Below are 15,298 nucleotides of genomic sequence, written 5' to 3'. Positions count from 1 at the left end.
TGAATTTTGGCGCAAGGGGAGTCTTTTCTAGGAGGTATGGCCGAGGACGGCATGGCGACAGCACCGCAGATCGTTGACCCGGAGGGGAACTCGGCGGGGGGCGACGCGCCCCTCATCGAAGCGCAGGGCATCGGGGTGCGTCAGGGTGCGCGCTGGCTGGTGCGCGGCGTCGACCTCAGCATCGGCCCCGGCGAAATCGTCACCCTGATCGGTCCCAACGGCAGTGGCAAGAGCACCACCGTGAAGGCCTTGCTGGGCATTATCGAGACCGCCGAGGGCCGCCTGCAAAGCCGCGCTGATCTGCGCATCGGCTATGTGCCCCAGAGCCTAGCCATCGACCGCACCATGCCGCTGACGGTGCGCCGGCTGATGACCCTCACCGGCCGCCATGACCCGGCCGAGATCGAAAGAGCGCTCGACGATGTGGGGATCGCCGATCTGGCCGAGCGGCCGGTGCAGCAGCTTTCCGGCGGCGAGTTCCAGCGCGCGCTCCTTGCCCGGGCATTGGTACGCCGGCCGCAACTGCTGGTGCTGGACGAGCCGGTGCGCGGCGTCGACTTCGCCGGCGAGATCGCTCTCTACGAGTTGATTCACGACATCCGCGAGCGCCTGGGCTGCGCCATCCTGATGATCTCCCACGACCTCCACATCGTCATGCGCCAGACCGACCGCGTGGTCTGCCTGAACGGCCATGTCTGCTGTTCCGGCACACCCAAGGCGGTCGCCGCCAGCCCCGAATACCGCGCCCTCTTCGGCGCGCGCGCGGCCGCGGCCCTGGCGATCTATCGCCACGACCACGACCATGTGCATCTCACCGACGGCCGCGTCGTGGCGCAGGACTGTGACCACGATCACGAACCAGACCAGGCAACTTCCATGCCGCGGAGTGACCGCGATGCTGGATGACTTTTTCACGCGCGCATTGATCGGCGGGATCGGCGTCGCCCTTGTGGCGGGACCGCTCGGCTGTTTCATCGTCTGGCGGCGCATGGCCTACTTCGGCGACACCATGGCCCACTCGGCCCTGCTGGGCGTGGCCCTGGCCCTGCTGCTGGAAGTCAACGTCATCCTCGGCGTCTTCGCCATCGCCACGGCGGTCGCCCTGGCCCTGGTCCTGTTGCAGCGCCAAGCCCAGCTACCCACCGATGCGTTGCTGGGCATCCTCGCCCACTCGACCCTGGCGCTGGGGCTGGTCCTGGTCTCCTTCATGGCCTGGCTGAGGATCGACCTGCTGAGCTATCTCTTCGGCGATCTGCTGGCGGTCTCTGTCACCGACATCGCGCTGATCTACGGCGGCGGTCTCGTGGTGCTGGGTCTGCTGGCGGCGATCTGGCGACCGCTCCTCGCCGGCACGGTCAGCGCCGAACTGGCCGCCGCCGAGGCGCTGAACCCGGAGCGGGCGCGCCTCGTCTTCATGATCCTCATGGCCGCGGTCATCGCCATCGCCATGAAGATCGTCGGCATCCTGCTCATCACTTCCCTGCTGATCATCCCCGCCGCAACGGCGCGACGCTTCGCCCGCGGGCCGGAAGTCATGGCGTTGATGGCCTCCGGCCTCGGTGCCTTGGCCGTCGCCCTCGGGCTCTTCGGCTCCCTGCAGTTCGACACGCCCTCCGGCCCATCGGTGGTGGTGGCGGCCTTGCTGCTCTTCGCAATCTCTCTTCTGTCTCTGGTCTTTCGGCGGGGCGAGCGGGTGCTGGAGCGAAGCCTATGACTGCGCGCAAGCTGACCCGCAACCAGCAACTGGTGCTGGACCGCCTCGCCGACAGCAGCGCCGCACTCACCGCCTACGATCTGTTGGACCGCCTGCGCGATGAGGGCCTCAGGGCACCGGTGCAGGTCTACCGGGCGCTGGAGGCCCTGGGCCAGCAGGGCTTGGTGCACCGCATCGAAAGCCTCAACGCCTTCGTTGCCTGCTGCGGCCACGATCCCCATGCCGCTGCCGGCTTCGCCATCTGCGACAATTGCGGCGAGGTGACCGAGTTCGCCTTCCCCGCCAGCGAGGAAGGCCTCAAGTCCCTCGCCGGCGCCAAGGGCTTCGAAACCCGGCGCATGACCGTCGAACTCCACGGCCGCTGCGCCACCTGCGCGGAGCGGTAGGGCAACGCCCGGGATATCTGTGGGTCGCTGAATTCGGAGTTCTGCGCCCAGACTCCGCCACAATGCGGTCGTAGCCTGATCTTGAGGGAGGCCTGGGCGGTTGGTTGCCGTACGGGTCGGGCCCTTTGGTGATCCTGTGATCAGGGACTCGCACTATGAAGCGCCGCCACTTCGTGCAAGGGACGCTGTTCAGCGCCGCTGTCATCGGCCTTCCGGTCTACTGGTTCAATAGGTGGGACTATCTCACCATCCACCACAGCGCCGGCGCGTCCGGCGATCTGGATCTGCTGCGGCGGGTGCACCGCCGGCGCCAGGCGCGGGATCCGGTGGACGAGGTGCCCTATCACTTCCTCGTCGGCAACGGCAAGGGCATCGCCGCGGGCGCGGTGGTGCCCAGCGAGCGCTGGCGGCTGCAGATCTGGGGGGCCCATGTCTCGGCCCGGAACCGCGACCGCAACTTCCGCAGCATCGGCATCTGCCTGATCGGCAACTTCCAAAACGCAAGACCCGGCGCCGTTCAGTACGACGCGACCGTCGCCCTCTGCCGCGACCTCATGCGCCGCTTCAACATCGCGTCCGACAGGGTAACGCTGCACGGCGAGACGCCGGGGGAGGCCACCCTCTGCCCCGGAAAGAACTTCCCACGGGACAGATTCTTTGAGGACATTCGCCAGGCGTGATTTGTGCTCAGTCGGTGATGGAAGTCAGACGACCGTCACCCGCGACTTAGAGCGCACGACTGGTTCGCCAAGATAAGGAAAATTGGCCGGCCAGGGCTCTACGATCGACTGGCGCGGAAGGGCGGAGGTAGACGATGGCGCCCCTTTCTATGGGTCCTCAGGAGGCTGCAGCTCTCAACGCATCCAGGCGTGAATGTTCTCAACGCCTCCGTCGACCAAGGACCTGGCCTGATTTCCCAGTTCCTCTATATATCCCTTCATTGGGGGCACATTGTGAGGCGGGGGCACATTTTGAGACGCCAAGGTGTCTAGGGCCCGATAGTGCGCGACCGCTACCGCCTGCCACATGATGGCGCAGGAATGGATGGACAGCAGTCCGTCCTGCAAGAGCATGCGTCTCGATGACGCTCTCGTGCTTCGGCTAATGACGACCAACGACATGGAAACGGCGAATGCAGAAAACAAAATTGCGCTGACTATATCTTTGTGTTTTTCGATAAACGCGTACTGAAAAGCTGACAAAAACATCAGAAAGACCGATAAGCCTGCGAGGAAGAAAAGGAATCCGATGATCGTCTTTAGGTAGTTACCAGAATGATATGCCGCATCATGGTTTTTGAGTAAATCATGCACCATGAACCAGGTATACCTGTCTTCCAATTTCTTCTTTTTCCTCAACTGAATAACGCCCCAATTACTCTTGCTCCACTGACTCTTGTTGCTATTTTTGTCCTTGTCCTTGTCCTTGTCCTTGTCCTTGTCCTTGTCCTTGTCCTTGTCCTTGTCCTTGTCCTTGTCCTTGTCCTTGTCCTTGTCCTTGTCCTTGTGCTTTCGATCATAAAAGAGGGTAAGTAGCCGATACAGCCGACCATCCTTCTCTAGCCGAAATCCTTCTGGGACTCGGCGATTGAATCCGTCAATGAACGTGTCAGCAAATGGCGCTTCTTCGTACAAATGCTCGAAGACGGTCGCTTGGACCACCCGCCAAGCCTTGAGGCTCTCCTCCCACCCCAAGTTCGTCATGTGCCTCTGCCATCCATTTCCTTCTGAATCTGCGATGTATCTTGTTCTATATAGGTGAAGCTCGTAGCCGAATATCCGGTTCGCAGTTCCGTATTTGTAGATCCCGATGCGCGCGACGATTGTGGCCAGAGCGATGACGAACACCCCGGCCAGGCTTATTGCCGGCTCTTCGAACACATAGCGGAATATCAGGCCAAGGGCCCCAGTGCTAATTGCTATTGTCTGAAATGAATAGCGCGTGAAACAGTCCTTTACTTCGTTCGCTTCCTTTCGCAAGCGGTCCAATGTCTGCGCATTTTCGGCTGTGATTTGGTTCGCAACCACGACGTGCCCTCTCCAAGTTCACCTGGGCCGTGATCCGATCGACGCTTCGGTCCGTCAGTTTAGATTGTTCTGATAGAGGAAATCTTGGCATTGCCCGCGGATTTTGGACAACAACGGATCAGACAAATAAGTGGTATGCGAACGACCAATGAACTCGCTCAAAGCGGAGTGCTAGAGGTACCGACGCGGTTGCATTGACCCGGCGACCCGCTTGTTTGCGCCCGGTTCCGCTGACGGCTTCAAATCGGTTGTCGGGCCGCGCTGGGATGAAGCCGCCGCCGTTCAGTACGACGCGACCGTCACCCTCTGCCGCGACCTCATGCGCCGCTTCCGCATCGCCGCCGACCGGGTGACGCTGCACGGGGAGACGCCGGGCGAGGCCACCCTTTGCCCCGGAAAGAACTTCCCGCGGGACAGCTTCTTCAAGGACATGCGCAGAGCGTGATTGGCATCAGTCTTTGAAGGGCCAGGGTACCCTTCAGCCTTGACGGCGCGCGCCTCGCCAACTCACCTTCCTCACAGAGGAATCCGATCGCTGCTCACCGTCAGGCCGTTGGGCCGCTTTTCGGTCGGCAGGACAACTCGGAACAGGGGGACCGACGGATCGCTACAAAAGAACTCCGGTACAGATACCCGATAGTGGAACTTGGCATCGTCGTGGCGGCGCCGCTGTTCCTGATCGACACCTCCAGTCAGTTCCTGCGGTTTGCGGCGCTTCTTCTCTTGGCGGCTTATTGCTTCTGGCGACTGTCGACGGCCGGGGCACGAGACGGCTATCTGCGGCTCAACTGGCGCGGCTGTCGCTCGGCACTACCCGGGATTCTCTTGCGCTCAGCCCTGGCCTGGCTTGCCGTCTTCGCAGCCGTCGCCTTGCTTTACCCGAGCCAGCTCCTTTACCTCCCGCAGCATGCTCCAGGGCTGACAGTCGCGATCGTCTGCGGCTACGCGCTTGTCTCTGTTCTCCCTCAGGAAGTGGCTTTTCGGGGCTACGCCAGTTGGCGCCTGGAGAGTCTAAATGTTCCCTTCGTGCCGGCCGCCGTTGTTTCCGGGGCGGTCTTCGGTTGGGTACACATTCTTTACGGGTCGTGGTTGTCGGTCTTGCTCAGCTTCCTTGCCGGGACCGTGTTCTACCGCACCTATCGCAACAGCCGGTCCCTGGCCGCCGTCTGGTTGGAGCACAGTTTGTTTGGTTCGGCTGTCTTCGTTCTGGGGCTCGGTCACCTGTTCTATCGGGGCCCGGGCATCGACTAAGCCATGCCCCCTTGGGTCAGTCCCCAGGACTGCCTCGCCCTACCGCTCTGCCAACTCTCCGTCCTCGCCGAGGTAGCCGGCCCAGGCGAACCAGTAGGCGATGTGGCCGGGCAGGCGGGCGAGGCGTTCGCCGCCGGGGCCGACCAGGGCTTCCTCGGTGACCTGCCAGGTGCCGTCTTCGGCCTTCAGTTCAGCGACGCTGGCGCCGCGTTCGAAGGTGCGGCCGTCGCGGCGATAGGCGCGCACGGTGCGGGTCGCGGCATCGCCCACCAGCACCAGGTCGAGAATCCCCGCCTGGTCGTTGATCACCTTGCCGCCGTCGAAGCGGGTGAGCGGCCAGGCTTTGTCGGTGCCGCTGGAGCGCAGGGCGAAGACATAGTCCTTGGCCTGCAGCGCCTCTTGCCGGACCAGGGCCGGGAACATCAGCTCGGGGCTGGCGAAGTAGCTGCCGTAGGGGGCGCCGGGGCTGTAGTCGCGCCGGTGCCCGGTCTCCAGCGACAGCACCTTGGTCTCGGGGTTGGCTTCCCGCCAGGCCTGCCAGGAGGTGATGGCCACCGGGCGGGTCTTCAGTTCGATGCCGGAGCCGGTAAGCGGCCCCACCACCGGGCGCCCGGTGAACTGGTTCCACAGGGAGTGGGTTTCCTGGTCGTACATCAGCTTGTTGGAGCGGTAGAGAAAGCCCGAGGAGCCGAAGACGAAGGGCGTGTCGCGGCCCGCCACCGTGGTCTCGAAGAGGATGCCGGAGCCGCAGAGGGTGCAGTAGGCGAGGCTGACCGGCACGCCGCCGATGACGTCGTTGAACATCTCGTGCCAGTCCATGATGCGCAGGGGATAGGCCCGGGCATCGCCGTTGATGGTGACGCCGAAGACCAGCTCGTCCTCGGTCAGGTAATCGGCCTCCGAGGCCTCCAGCAGGGCCGGGTTGGTGAGCGCCGGAATGCCGTCCTTGACCACGCCGCCCCAGACGATTTCCTCCAGGCGGATCTCGTGGGTCACGCCGGGCTGCAGGAAGAGGCCGAAGTTGGGGTCGATGCGCTGAAAGACGGCGGATTTGAAGATGTCGAAGCCCTCATAGGGCACGACCTCCGGGTGGGCCTCCTGCCAGAGCATCCACTCGTGCCAGGAATCGCGCTCGCTGTCCCCGGTCAGCTCCCGCAGCACCGCGTCCACCTCATGCAGGCCCTGGAGGTAGCGGCGCGCCTGGATCAAGGCCGGGATGGCGTCCTTGCGCCCGCTCTGTCGGATCGCCTCAAGCGCGGCCAGACGAACCTCGGCATTGGCGGCGAGCAGTTCCAGGCTGTAGCGCAGCATGGTTTCATCGGGCTCGGCCTTGCCTGGCCGGACGAAGAGCGCGGCGGCAAGAGCGAGACCGGACAGGAGGACGAGGGCGGCGAGAGAACGGCGGCGCAACGGCATGACGGGATCTTTCCTGGGCAAAAGTCACATCCAGAGACTTGCTGTCTCTGCCCCTTTCGGTCGACTCACGCTTCAACACAGTATGTTGATCGACCGTAATCCTTTGAAATGGTTTAGATAAATCGGGTTACGGGTTCGGGCTTAAGAGAAATTGGAGGTAGACTTCAATTTCTGTGGCAAAAGGCACACCGTTTTCCGCCCCCCGTCCCTATATATCTCTCAACGGAACATGACATGCATTGGACGAGAGCCATGTCGGGACAAATGAACGAATCGACCACCAAGATTTCAGTGGACCATTTTTTGGCGGGCCTCGCCTTTTGGGGCGTGCTGATGGTCGGGATCGCGGTTCTCTGATCTTTCCAAGACGCTAAGGCACAGACAGAACAGAGAAACCTCTAAAGCTAGCTGTTATCCAACCCAGTGACCGGCCGCTTTTCCGGTCCGCCGTAGCGCCAGAGGCGCTCCCGGGGAAGCGGCCCCTTGTTACGCAGGCCGGACTGCGATTCCTCCCAGGCATGGGCGAGAATGCCCACCGAGCGTGACAGGCAGAAAAGGCCCCGGGCCAGGGGCGCCGGAAATCCCAACTCTCCGTAGATGACTGCCGTCGCCCCGTCGATGTTGAGGGGGATGCGCTTGCCTTTCTGCGCTTCCAGCATGGTTTCCAAAGCCCGGGCAATGGCCGCGAAACGGCCTGTGACGGCGCCCTTCGCGGCGGAGCGGTCGACCATCTCCAGGAGCCGCGGCGCGCGAGGGTCAACGGGGTGGAAGCGATGTCCGAAGCCGGGCAGAAAGCGCCCGCCGGTGGCGAAGAATCCCTCCAATTCCGCGTTGCAGGCCGTCTCCAGGGTCTCTCCGCCATCCATGCCCGCGGCAATCGCCTGATAGAGCCCCAGGGCCTGTTCGCCGGCCCCGCCGTGGACGTCCCCCAGGACGTTCACCGCCGAGGCCATGGCGTTGTTGAGGCCGACCCCGCAGGTCATGGCCATGCGCGCGATGGCGATGGAGGGGGCCTGGGGCCCGTGGTCGACGGCAGCCATGAGTGCAATGTCCAAGAGCTCGGCCTGGTCGCGGCTCGGCAGCTCCCCGCGCAGCAGCAGCCAGATCATCTGGGCGAAGGAGGCCCGGCCGATCAGCTCCTCGATGGGATAGCCGCGGTAGCGGATCACCCCGGGGCTCATCTCGATGATGTCGGTGGACCACCAGTCCGCTTCGGCGGCCGCTCTGTCCTCGGTCGTCATAGTGCTTTCTCCTCCGCCAGCGCGTCGATCTCCATGTCGCTCAGCCCCAATTCGGCAAGGATCTCCCGGCTGTGCTCGCCCAGTTGCGGCGGCGGGCTCTCGACTGCCGGGGGCGCGCCGTTCACCTTGATGCCGGTGCGGACCAGCCGGATGTCGCGCTCCACGCCGGGCACCGCCTCGAAGGCGGCGATCATGCCGCGGTCGCGCACCTGTGGGTGGTCGAGGGCCTCCGGCACGGTCAGCACCCGCCCGGCCGGAACGCCGGCGGCGTTCAAGTCTTCCTGCCAGTCGGCGGCGCTGCGGGCCGCCAGGGCCTCCTCCAGGATGGCTTTCAGCTCGGTGCGTCGGGCGAGGCGGTCCTGACGCGCGGCAAAGCGCGGGTCCGCTGCCAGCTCCGGGCGGCCGAGCACCCGGCAGACCGCCTCGAATTGCTCCTGCTTGTTGGCGGCGATGTTCAAGAGGCCCTCGCCGGTGCGGAAGGCGCCGGAGGGGCTGGCGGTGAAATTCTCGTTGCCCAGGGGCTGGGGCGCGCGCCCGGCGATGAGGAGGTTGGAGACCACCCAGCCCATGGTCGCCAGGGTCGCCTCCAGCATGGAGACGTCGATCAAGCAGGGTTCTTTGGCGGCTTTGCCGCGTCGCGCCAGGGCGGCGGCGACCGCAAAGGCGGCGGTCATGCCGCCGATGGTATCGGCGATGGGATAGCCGACCCGGTAGGGTGCTGTTTCGGCATCGCCGGTGATGGACATCACCCCGCACATGCCCTGAATGATCTGGTCGTAGGCCGGCAGATTGCGCAAGGGGCCCTCCTGGCCGAAGCCGGAGATGGCGCAGTAGATGAGGTCCGGCCGATCCTTGGTCAGGGTCTCGAAGCCTAGCCCGAGCCGTTCCATGACCCCGGGGCGGAAGTTCTCCACCACCACATCGGCGGTCGCGACGAGACGGCGGAAGATCGCCTTGCCCTTAGCACTCTTCAGGTTGAGGGTGAGGGAGCGTTTGCCGGCGTTCTGCGCCAGAAACGAAACCCCCATGTGCTTGGCGTTGAGTTCGGCATCGGCGCCCAGTTGGCGGGCGAGATCGCCGCTGCCCGGCACCTCCACCTTGATGACGTCGGCGCCCATATGGGCCAGTTGATGGCAGCAGAAAGGCCCGGCGAGGACATTGGTGAGGTCCAGGACCCGGACTCCGTCGAGGCAGGCGATCATCGCGGCATGCTTTCGAATTGGTTTTGCGCTTCGGCCACTGGAGGCCTAGAGTTCTGTTCAACGCAATCGAATTTGACGAGTCGGGCAGTTATGTTCTGTCAAACAGAACAGTAATGGAGAAATCGCCGTGGCGGAGACGCGGGTTGAGGCCGTCGAGCGGGCGCTCACCATTCTGGAGGCCTTCGGCGACGGGGCGCCGTCGCTGAGCCTGGCGGAGCTGGCGGCGCGCAGCGGCTACTACAAGAGCACCATTCTGCGCCTCGCCGCTTCGTTGGAGCGCTTCGGCTATCTGGTCCGCGGCGGTGATGGCCGCTTTCGCCTGGGCGCCAGCCTCGCCCGTCTGGGCGTTCTCTATCGCGACGAGAGCGATCTGGAGGCGGTCTTGCGCCCGGTGCTGCGCCGCCTGCGCGATGCCAGCGGCGAGACGGCGTCCTTCTATGTCCGCAGCGGCCTCACCCGGACCTGTCTCTACCGGGAGAACGCGGCGCGGGAACTGCGCCACCACCTGGAGGAAGGCGCGCGCCTGCCGCTTTCGCTGGGCGCGGCGGGCAAGGTGCTGCTGGCCTGGGCGGGCGAAAACGATCCGGCGCTGCGCAGCATCAGGGCGCAGGGCTATGCCCTCTCTTTGGGAGAGCGCGATCCCTATCTCGCCGCCGTCGCCGTGCCGCTGCGGGACACGGCGGACCGCTTGCAGGGCGCGCTCTGCCTCTCCGGCCTGGCGGCACGCTTCACCCCGGCACATCAGAACAGTTGTCGCGAGCTGTTGTTCGATGCGCTTGGCGATTTGCGCAGCGGTTTGCTCTAAGCCGCCAGGGCCGGCTCCAGCAGCCTTTGCGCGCCCGCATAGTCGATCTTGCCGCTGCCCAGAATCGGGATGGCTTCGACGCAGCGGATCTCCCGCGGCAGCATGATCTCCGGCAGTCCCTTGTCCTTGGCCCGGGCCGTCAGGTCCTCCGGGGCGCAGTCCGTCCCTTCGACCAGCAGGACGATCTGCTCGCCCTTGCGTGGGTGCGGTGTGGCGAGGGCGACGCTGCGCAGCTCGGGCCAGACCTCGCCCGCCAGGGCCTCCACCGCCGCCAGGGAGACCATCTCGCCGCCGACCTTGGCGAAGCGCTTGGCGCGCCCGGCGATGGTGAGGAAACCCTCCTCGCAGAGCGAGACGATGTCGCCGGTGTCGTGCCAACCGTTTTCCGGCGGTTCGAGAACGTCCGGCCGTTCCGGGCGCAGGTAGCCCAGCATGACGTTGGGGCCGCGGACGTGCAGGCGCCCGCCTTCGGCGATGCCGGGTACCGGTTCGAGGCGCGAAGCCATGCCCGGCAGCAGGCGGCCGACGGTGCCGGGGCGGTTCTTCATGGGCGTGTTGATGGCCAGCACCGGTGCGGTTTCGGTGACGCCGTAACCCTCCAGAATGCGGACGCCGAAACGCTCGGCCCAGAGGCTGCGGGTTTCCGGGCGCAGGCGCTCCGCGCCGGCGAAGACCAGGCGCAGGCTGTAGAAGTCGTAGGCATGGGCCATGCGGGCATAGCCGCTCAAGAAGGTGTCGGTGCCGAAGAGGATGGTCGCGTTGCTGTCGTAGGCTACCTCCGGAACGATGCGGTAGTGCAGCGGTGAGGGATAGAGAAAGGTCTTCACACCGGACAGCAGAGGCAGCAGGGTGCCGGCGGTGAGGCCAAAGGAATGGAACATCGGCAGGGCGTTCAGCACCTTGTCTTCATAGCTGAAATCCACCAGGGCCGAGACCTGATAGCGGTTGGCCTGGATGTTGGCGTGGCTGAGCACCACGCCCTTGGGCAGCCCTTCCGACCCGGAGGTGAAGAGCACCGCGGCCTCGTCCTGCGGGTTCGCTTTGTGCAGTCCCTGAAGGCGCAGGGCGAGCCCGGGAAAGAGCGTCTTGGCGAAGGCGCGCAGGCGGGCGAAGACGCCGATGGCCTCCCGCAGGTCCTCCAGGTAGACGACCGTCGCGCGCTTGCCGATCTCCTCCACCAGAGCCTCCAGCTTGCCCAGGCGCACGAAACGCCGCGAGGTGACCACGGTGCGGATCTGGGCCGCGGTGAGGGCGGCGCGGACCCCGGCGGCACCGGCGGTGAAGTTCAGCATGGCCGGCGTCTTGCCGCCGGCGTGGCAGGCGAAGAAGCTGATCACGGCGGCGCCCGCATTGGGCAGCAGCAGGCCGAGGCGCTTCTCGCCGAGCGCGGTCGCTTTGAGCTTCGCGCCGAGGGCAAAGGCCCCCAGCAGGATGCGGCGATAGCCCAGGGGCTTGCGCTCGATGTCTTCGAGGACCGGCCGGGTGCCGTGCAGCCGGTAGGCGTCGATGAGACCCTGGAGAAGGGTGGTCTCCCGCGGGCTGGTCTCGAACACCATTTCGGCCATGATGTCGTGCAGCCTGGCCCCGGCATGCGCCCGGCGGGCGCGGCCATGCAGCGCTTCGGGCACCTCGATGACGCGCGGCGGCAGCACTGTGAGGGCGATTCTCGGCAGCAGCCGGCGGCGGACCTTGCCCTTGAGGCGCGAAAACAGGCTGTGCTGGGCGCCGTCGATGCGCAGCGGGATGATCGGTGCGCCGGCGCGGGCGGCGATCATCGCCGGACCGTCGTAGACTTTCATCAGCGCACCGGTCACCGTCAGGCGGCCTTCGGGGAAGATCACCAGGCGGCGCTTCTGCTCCCTCACCAGCTTCACCATGCTGCGCACGCTCAAGGGGCTGGCGGGATCGACCGGGATCAGGTCGGCGAAGAGGAAGGCGGGCCGCGCCCACCAGCGCTTGGCGACGAAAGCGTTGATGGCGAAGGCCGGTTTGCCGGGCAGCAGGCAGGCCAGCAGGATGGCATCGAGGTAGGAGCTGTGGTTGGCCACCACGACCGCGGGGCTGCGCCCGTCGCCGTAGTGCTCCAGCCCGGAGATGCGGGCGCCGAACAGCCAGCGCAGGAGGGTCGCGCCGGCGGCCTTGGCGATCTCGCCGGGGATCAACCGCACGACATAGACGGTGACGCAGAGATTTGCGATCCCCAGGCAGAGCAGGAGGGTCTGCACCTTGACGCCAAGGGCCAGCAACACTGTCGTGGCACCCAGGAGCGCGACCATGACGAGGCCGTTCAGGATGTTGTTGCCGGCGATGGCCGAGGAACGGCTGCGCCGGCGCGCGCGGGCCTGCAGCAGGGTATAGAGCGGCACCGTGAACATCCCGCCGAAGGCGGCCAGTCCCACCATGTCGCCAGCGATGCGCAGCCCGGCCCAGGACCCGAAGAAGGCGGCCACGCCGACCTCTGTTGCCTGCGCTGTCGACTGTCCGTAGGCGTCGACGGCAAACGACAGGTCGATCAGGCAGAGCGCCATGCCGAGGGCGCCGAGGGGCACGTGGCGTGCCGAGATCTTGTCCTTCAGCAACTTGGTGACCGTCGCCGTCCCCGCGGCGATGCCGAGGACGAAGCTGCCGATCAGGGTGTTGGCGACATGGGCGGAGACGTTGAGGTCCCGCTTGGCGACGTCTGGAAAGATCGAGATGACGATGAGCCCGACCGCCCAGAACCAGGAGATGCCGACGGCGGAGCGAAACAGCGTCACCTTGGTCCGCACGGTGGCGAGCGCCTTGCGGGCGTTGCGCAGCGGCGCGAAACGGTAGACGGCCGCATCCTTTGCGGGCTCTGCCGGGGGGATGAGGCGCGACAGGCCGTAGCCGGCGACGGCGAGCGTCAGAAGACCGCCGGCCACCACCTCGATGAGCCCCTGGGCCGCCAGGAAGCCGCCGCAGAGGGTGCCGGTGAGGATCGCCACGAAGGTCGAGGTCTCGACGAGGGCGTTGGCCCTGACCAGCCGCTCCTCCGGCAGGTGCTGGGGCAGGATGGCGTACTTCGCGGGACTGAAGAACGCGGACTGGGTGGCGTAGGCGAACATCGCCGCCAGAATGAGCCAGCTCTGCTCCGTGAAGAGGGCGAGGGCGGCGAGTCCCGCCAGGGGAATCTCGATCAGCCGGGTGATGCGCACGATCTGCGCCTTGTCGCAGGCATCGGCCAGGGCCCCTGCCGTTCCGGAGAACAGCAAGAGGGGCACCACATAGGCTGCGGTTCCGATCATCAGTGAGATGCCGGGCGCGGTGCCGAACAGCGACAGGCCCTGAAAGGCGACCAGGAAGGCAAAGGCGCTCTTCAACAGGTTGTCAGTGAAGGCGCCGAAGGCCTGTACGCCGAACAGCGGCAGAAAGCGGCGGCTGCTGAGGATGGACAAAGGCATGATTGCTCCCCTGTTCGCGGGTCCGGTTCCTTGCCAAGAAAGCCGCTGCCCTCCCGTTCCCTCCGAGGTGGAGGCCCTCTGGTCGCAAATGAACGGCGTTCAGTTATCTGGGAACTAATTGAACGATGTTCAATAATAAATCTGCTCGACCGGTGAAGAGCTTGGCGCCGGTGGAGCCGGGCGCGGTCACGCGGGCTCCAGCGCAGGCACAAGCGCCATTCATTTTGTGTACGTAGTAATTATGTGCTGTGCGAAACTACCTTTGATTTTCGCGAGTTACTCAGGCTTCCTTGACAGTGAAATTTTATGTTGCATACTAAAGAAAAAGAATGGGACAGAGAGATCGGGAGCGTTCGGACGGTGGGGGGCTATCTTCGCCCTGAGCGGTTGGAGGAGGCGGTCGGCGCCCTTGCCGACGGCGCCTATACGATTCTGGCCGGCGGCACCGACTTCTACCCGGCGCGGGTCGGCCGGGCAGTTGATGACAGCGTTCTGGACATCACCGCCCTCAGCGACCTGCGCGGCATCGCCGATCTCGGAGACCACTACCGCATCGGCGCCCTGACCACCTGGACCGACGTTATCCGCGCGTCCCTGCCGCCGCAGTTCGACGGGCTGAAGCTGGCGGCGCGGGAGGTGGGCGGGGTGCAGATTCAGAACGCCGGCACGCTCTGCGGCAACCTCTGCAATGCCTCCCCCGCCGCCGACGGCGTGCCGCCTCTCCTGACCCTGAATGCCGAGGTCGAGTTGCGCTCGCAGGACGGCAGCCGGCGCCTGGCCCTCGACGACTTCATTCTCGGCAACCGCCAGACCGCCCGACGGCCCGACGAACTGGTGACGGCGCTCTACCTGCCGAAACCCGCCGGCACGGTGCGCAGCGACTTCGTCAAGCTGGGCGCTCGCAAGTATCTGGTGATCTCCATCGTCATGGTGGCAGGGCTGCTTGAGACAGACGAGTCCGGAACCATCACAGTTGCGCGCTTTGCCGTCGGCTCCTGCGCGGCCCAGGCGCGGCGGCTGCCGGCGCTGGAGGAGGCGCTGGTCGGTGCGGCTTTGGATTCGGATCTCGGTGAGCGCGTGGAGCCTTCGCATCTCGCGCCGCTGTCGCCCATCGATGATGTGCGCGGCACCGCCGCGTACCGCACGGACGCGGCCCTGCAACTCGTCCGGCGCAGCCTGGAGCGGCTCGCCGCGGCGCCGGGAGGCGCGCGATGAGGGACGGCGAGATGACGCCGGCCACGCTGGCCTTCACCCTCAACGGGCGGCCGGTCAGCCTGGAGATCGATCCGCGCGAGCGGCTCAGCACGGCCCTGCGCTACAGCCTGGGCCTCACCGGCACCAAGGTCGGCTGCAATGCCGGCGACTGCGGCGCCTGCACCGTGCTGGTGGACGGCGAACAGCTCTGCGCCTGTCTGATGTCCTGCGGACAACTCGCCGGCAAGGCGATCACCACGGTGGAGGGGCTGTCGGACCTGCCGGGCATGGCGGCGCTGCAGCAGGCCTTTCTGGACCATGGGGCCGCGCAGTGCGGCATCTGCACGCCGGGCATGCTGATGGCGGCGGCGGACCTTTTGCAGCGCGACCCCCGGCCCGACCAGCCGGCGGTGCAGGATGCCCTGGGCGGCGTGCTCTGCCGCTGCACCGGCTACCAGAAGATCGTCGAGGCGGTCTGTTCGGTGGCCGACGGCGGGTCCATGGAGGCGCCGGAGATCGGCGAAGCGGTAGGCGCGCGCATGGTCAAGACCGACGGGGCGCCCAAGGTCAGCGGCGGCGAACTCTATGGCGCCGACACGGCGCCGGAGGGCGCGCTCTGGCTCCGCGTGATCCGCTCGCC

Annotated in this window: 14 protein-coding genes; 9 read left to right on the top strand and 5 right to left on the bottom strand. The window is 65.6% G+C overall.

Translation table 11 applies throughout. The annotated features are described in order from the left end of the window. Positions 1-36: 36 nt before the first annotated feature. The 4 genes from Q0996_RS09045 (at position 37) to Q0996_RS09030 (ending at position 2,780) form a co-directional block, all read left to right on the top strand. On the top strand, positions 37-906 hold the full coding sequence (locus Q0996_RS09045; RefSeq protein ID WP_322096670.1) for a metal ABC transporter ATP-binding protein: 870 nt from the start codon (positions 37-39) through the stop codon (positions 904-906). Beyond that, positions 896-1,714: a metal ABC transporter permease gene (locus Q0996_RS09040; RefSeq protein ID WP_299617892.1), complete on the top strand. Its 819-nt coding sequence runs from the start codon at positions 896-898 to the stop codon at positions 1,712-1,714. The genes Q0996_RS09045 and Q0996_RS09040 overlap by 11 nt, the downstream gene beginning before the upstream one ends. After that, entirely contained in the window at positions 1,711-2,100 is a 390-nt protein-coding gene (locus Q0996_RS09035; RefSeq protein WP_299617889.1) for a Fur family transcriptional regulator, read from the top strand. The genes Q0996_RS09040 and Q0996_RS09035 overlap by 4 nt, the downstream gene beginning before the upstream one ends. 155 nt (positions 2,101-2,255) lie before the next feature. Continuing rightward, complete coding sequence (locus Q0996_RS09030; protein WP_299617886.1) at positions 2,256-2,780, top strand: peptidoglycan recognition family protein; 525 nt, start codon at positions 2,256-2,258, stop codon at positions 2,778-2,780. A gap of 174 nt (positions 2,781-2,954) precedes the next feature. On the opposite strand, the gene Q0996_RS09025 is transcribed toward Q0996_RS09030, so the two are convergent. After that, a complete protein-coding gene (locus Q0996_RS09025) occupies positions 2,955-4,127 on the bottom strand; it encodes a hypothetical protein (RefSeq protein ID WP_299617883.1) in 1,173 nt (390 codons plus the stop codon). Between the two features lie 211 nt (positions 4,128-4,338). Between Q0996_RS09025 and Q0996_RS09020 the strand changes: the two genes are divergently transcribed. Together Q0996_RS09020 and Q0996_RS09015 are read left to right on the top strand one after the other, a co-directional pair. Further along, positions 4,339-4,572 (top strand): N-acetylmuramoyl-L-alanine amidase, encoded by a 234-nt coding sequence (locus Q0996_RS09020; RefSeq protein ID WP_299617881.1) that lies wholly within the window; start codon positions 4,339-4,341, stop codon positions 4,570-4,572. Between the two features lie 194 nt (positions 4,573-4,766). Continuing rightward, positions 4,767-5,378, top strand: coding sequence for a CPBP family intramembrane glutamic endopeptidase (locus Q0996_RS09015; protein ID WP_299617878.1), 612 nt, complete (start codon positions 4,767-4,769; stop codon positions 5,376-5,378). A gap of 39 nt (positions 5,379-5,417) precedes the next feature. On the opposite strand, the gene Q0996_RS09010 is transcribed toward Q0996_RS09015, so the two are convergent. From Q0996_RS09010 to Q0996_RS09000, 3 genes are all read right to left on the bottom strand, one after another. Beyond that, positions 5,418-6,794: a DUF3179 domain-containing (seleno)protein gene (locus Q0996_RS09010; RefSeq protein ID WP_299617876.1), complete on the bottom strand. Its 1,377-nt coding sequence runs from the start codon at positions 6,792-6,794 to the stop codon at positions 5,418-5,420. A 404-nt stretch (positions 6,795-7,198) separates the two neighbouring features. After that, entirely contained in the window at positions 7,199-8,035 is an 837-nt protein-coding gene (locus Q0996_RS09005) for a citryl-CoA lyase (RefSeq protein WP_299617873.1), read from the bottom strand. Then, on the bottom strand, positions 8,032-9,237 hold the full coding sequence (locus Q0996_RS09000) for a CaiB/BaiF CoA-transferase family protein (protein ID WP_299617871.1): 1,206 nt from the start codon (positions 9,235-9,237) through the stop codon (positions 8,032-8,034). The genes Q0996_RS09005 and Q0996_RS09000 overlap by 4 nt, the downstream gene beginning before the upstream one ends. Positions 9,238-9,364: 127 nt before the next feature. Between Q0996_RS09000 and Q0996_RS08995 the strand changes: the two genes are divergently transcribed. Further along, positions 9,365-10,042 (top strand): IclR family transcriptional regulator, encoded by a 678-nt coding sequence (locus Q0996_RS08995; RefSeq protein ID WP_299617868.1) that lies wholly within the window; start codon positions 9,365-9,367, stop codon positions 10,040-10,042. Here Q0996_RS08995 and Q0996_RS08990 read toward each other — a convergent pair. Beyond that, entirely contained in the window at positions 10,039-13,464 is a 3,426-nt protein-coding gene (locus tag Q0996_RS08990; RefSeq protein ID WP_299617865.1) for an acyl-[ACP]--phospholipid O-acyltransferase, read from the bottom strand. The two genes, Q0996_RS08995 and Q0996_RS08990, sit on opposite strands and share 4 nt — an antisense overlap. A gap of 360 nt (positions 13,465-13,824) precedes the next feature. Here Q0996_RS08990 and Q0996_RS08985 point away from each other — a divergent pair, with 360 nt between their 5' ends. Beyond that, a complete protein-coding gene (locus Q0996_RS08985) occupies positions 13,825-14,679 on the top strand; it encodes a xanthine dehydrogenase family protein subunit M (RefSeq protein ID WP_299617862.1) in 855 nt (284 codons plus the stop codon). Continuing rightward, positions 14,676-15,298: (2Fe-2S)-binding protein (locus Q0996_RS08980; protein WP_299617860.1), on the top strand; the 623-nt coding region annotated here is incomplete at its 3' end. The genes Q0996_RS08985 and Q0996_RS08980, both read left to right, overlap by 4 nt.

This window comes from Pelagibius sp., from assembly GCF_028289705.1.
GTDB lineage: Bacteria > Pseudomonadota > Alphaproteobacteria > Kiloniellales > Kiloniellaceae > Pelagibius.
Note: the sequence above shows the minus strand (reverse complement) of the source record. Positions and strands in the feature narration are given on the sequence as shown.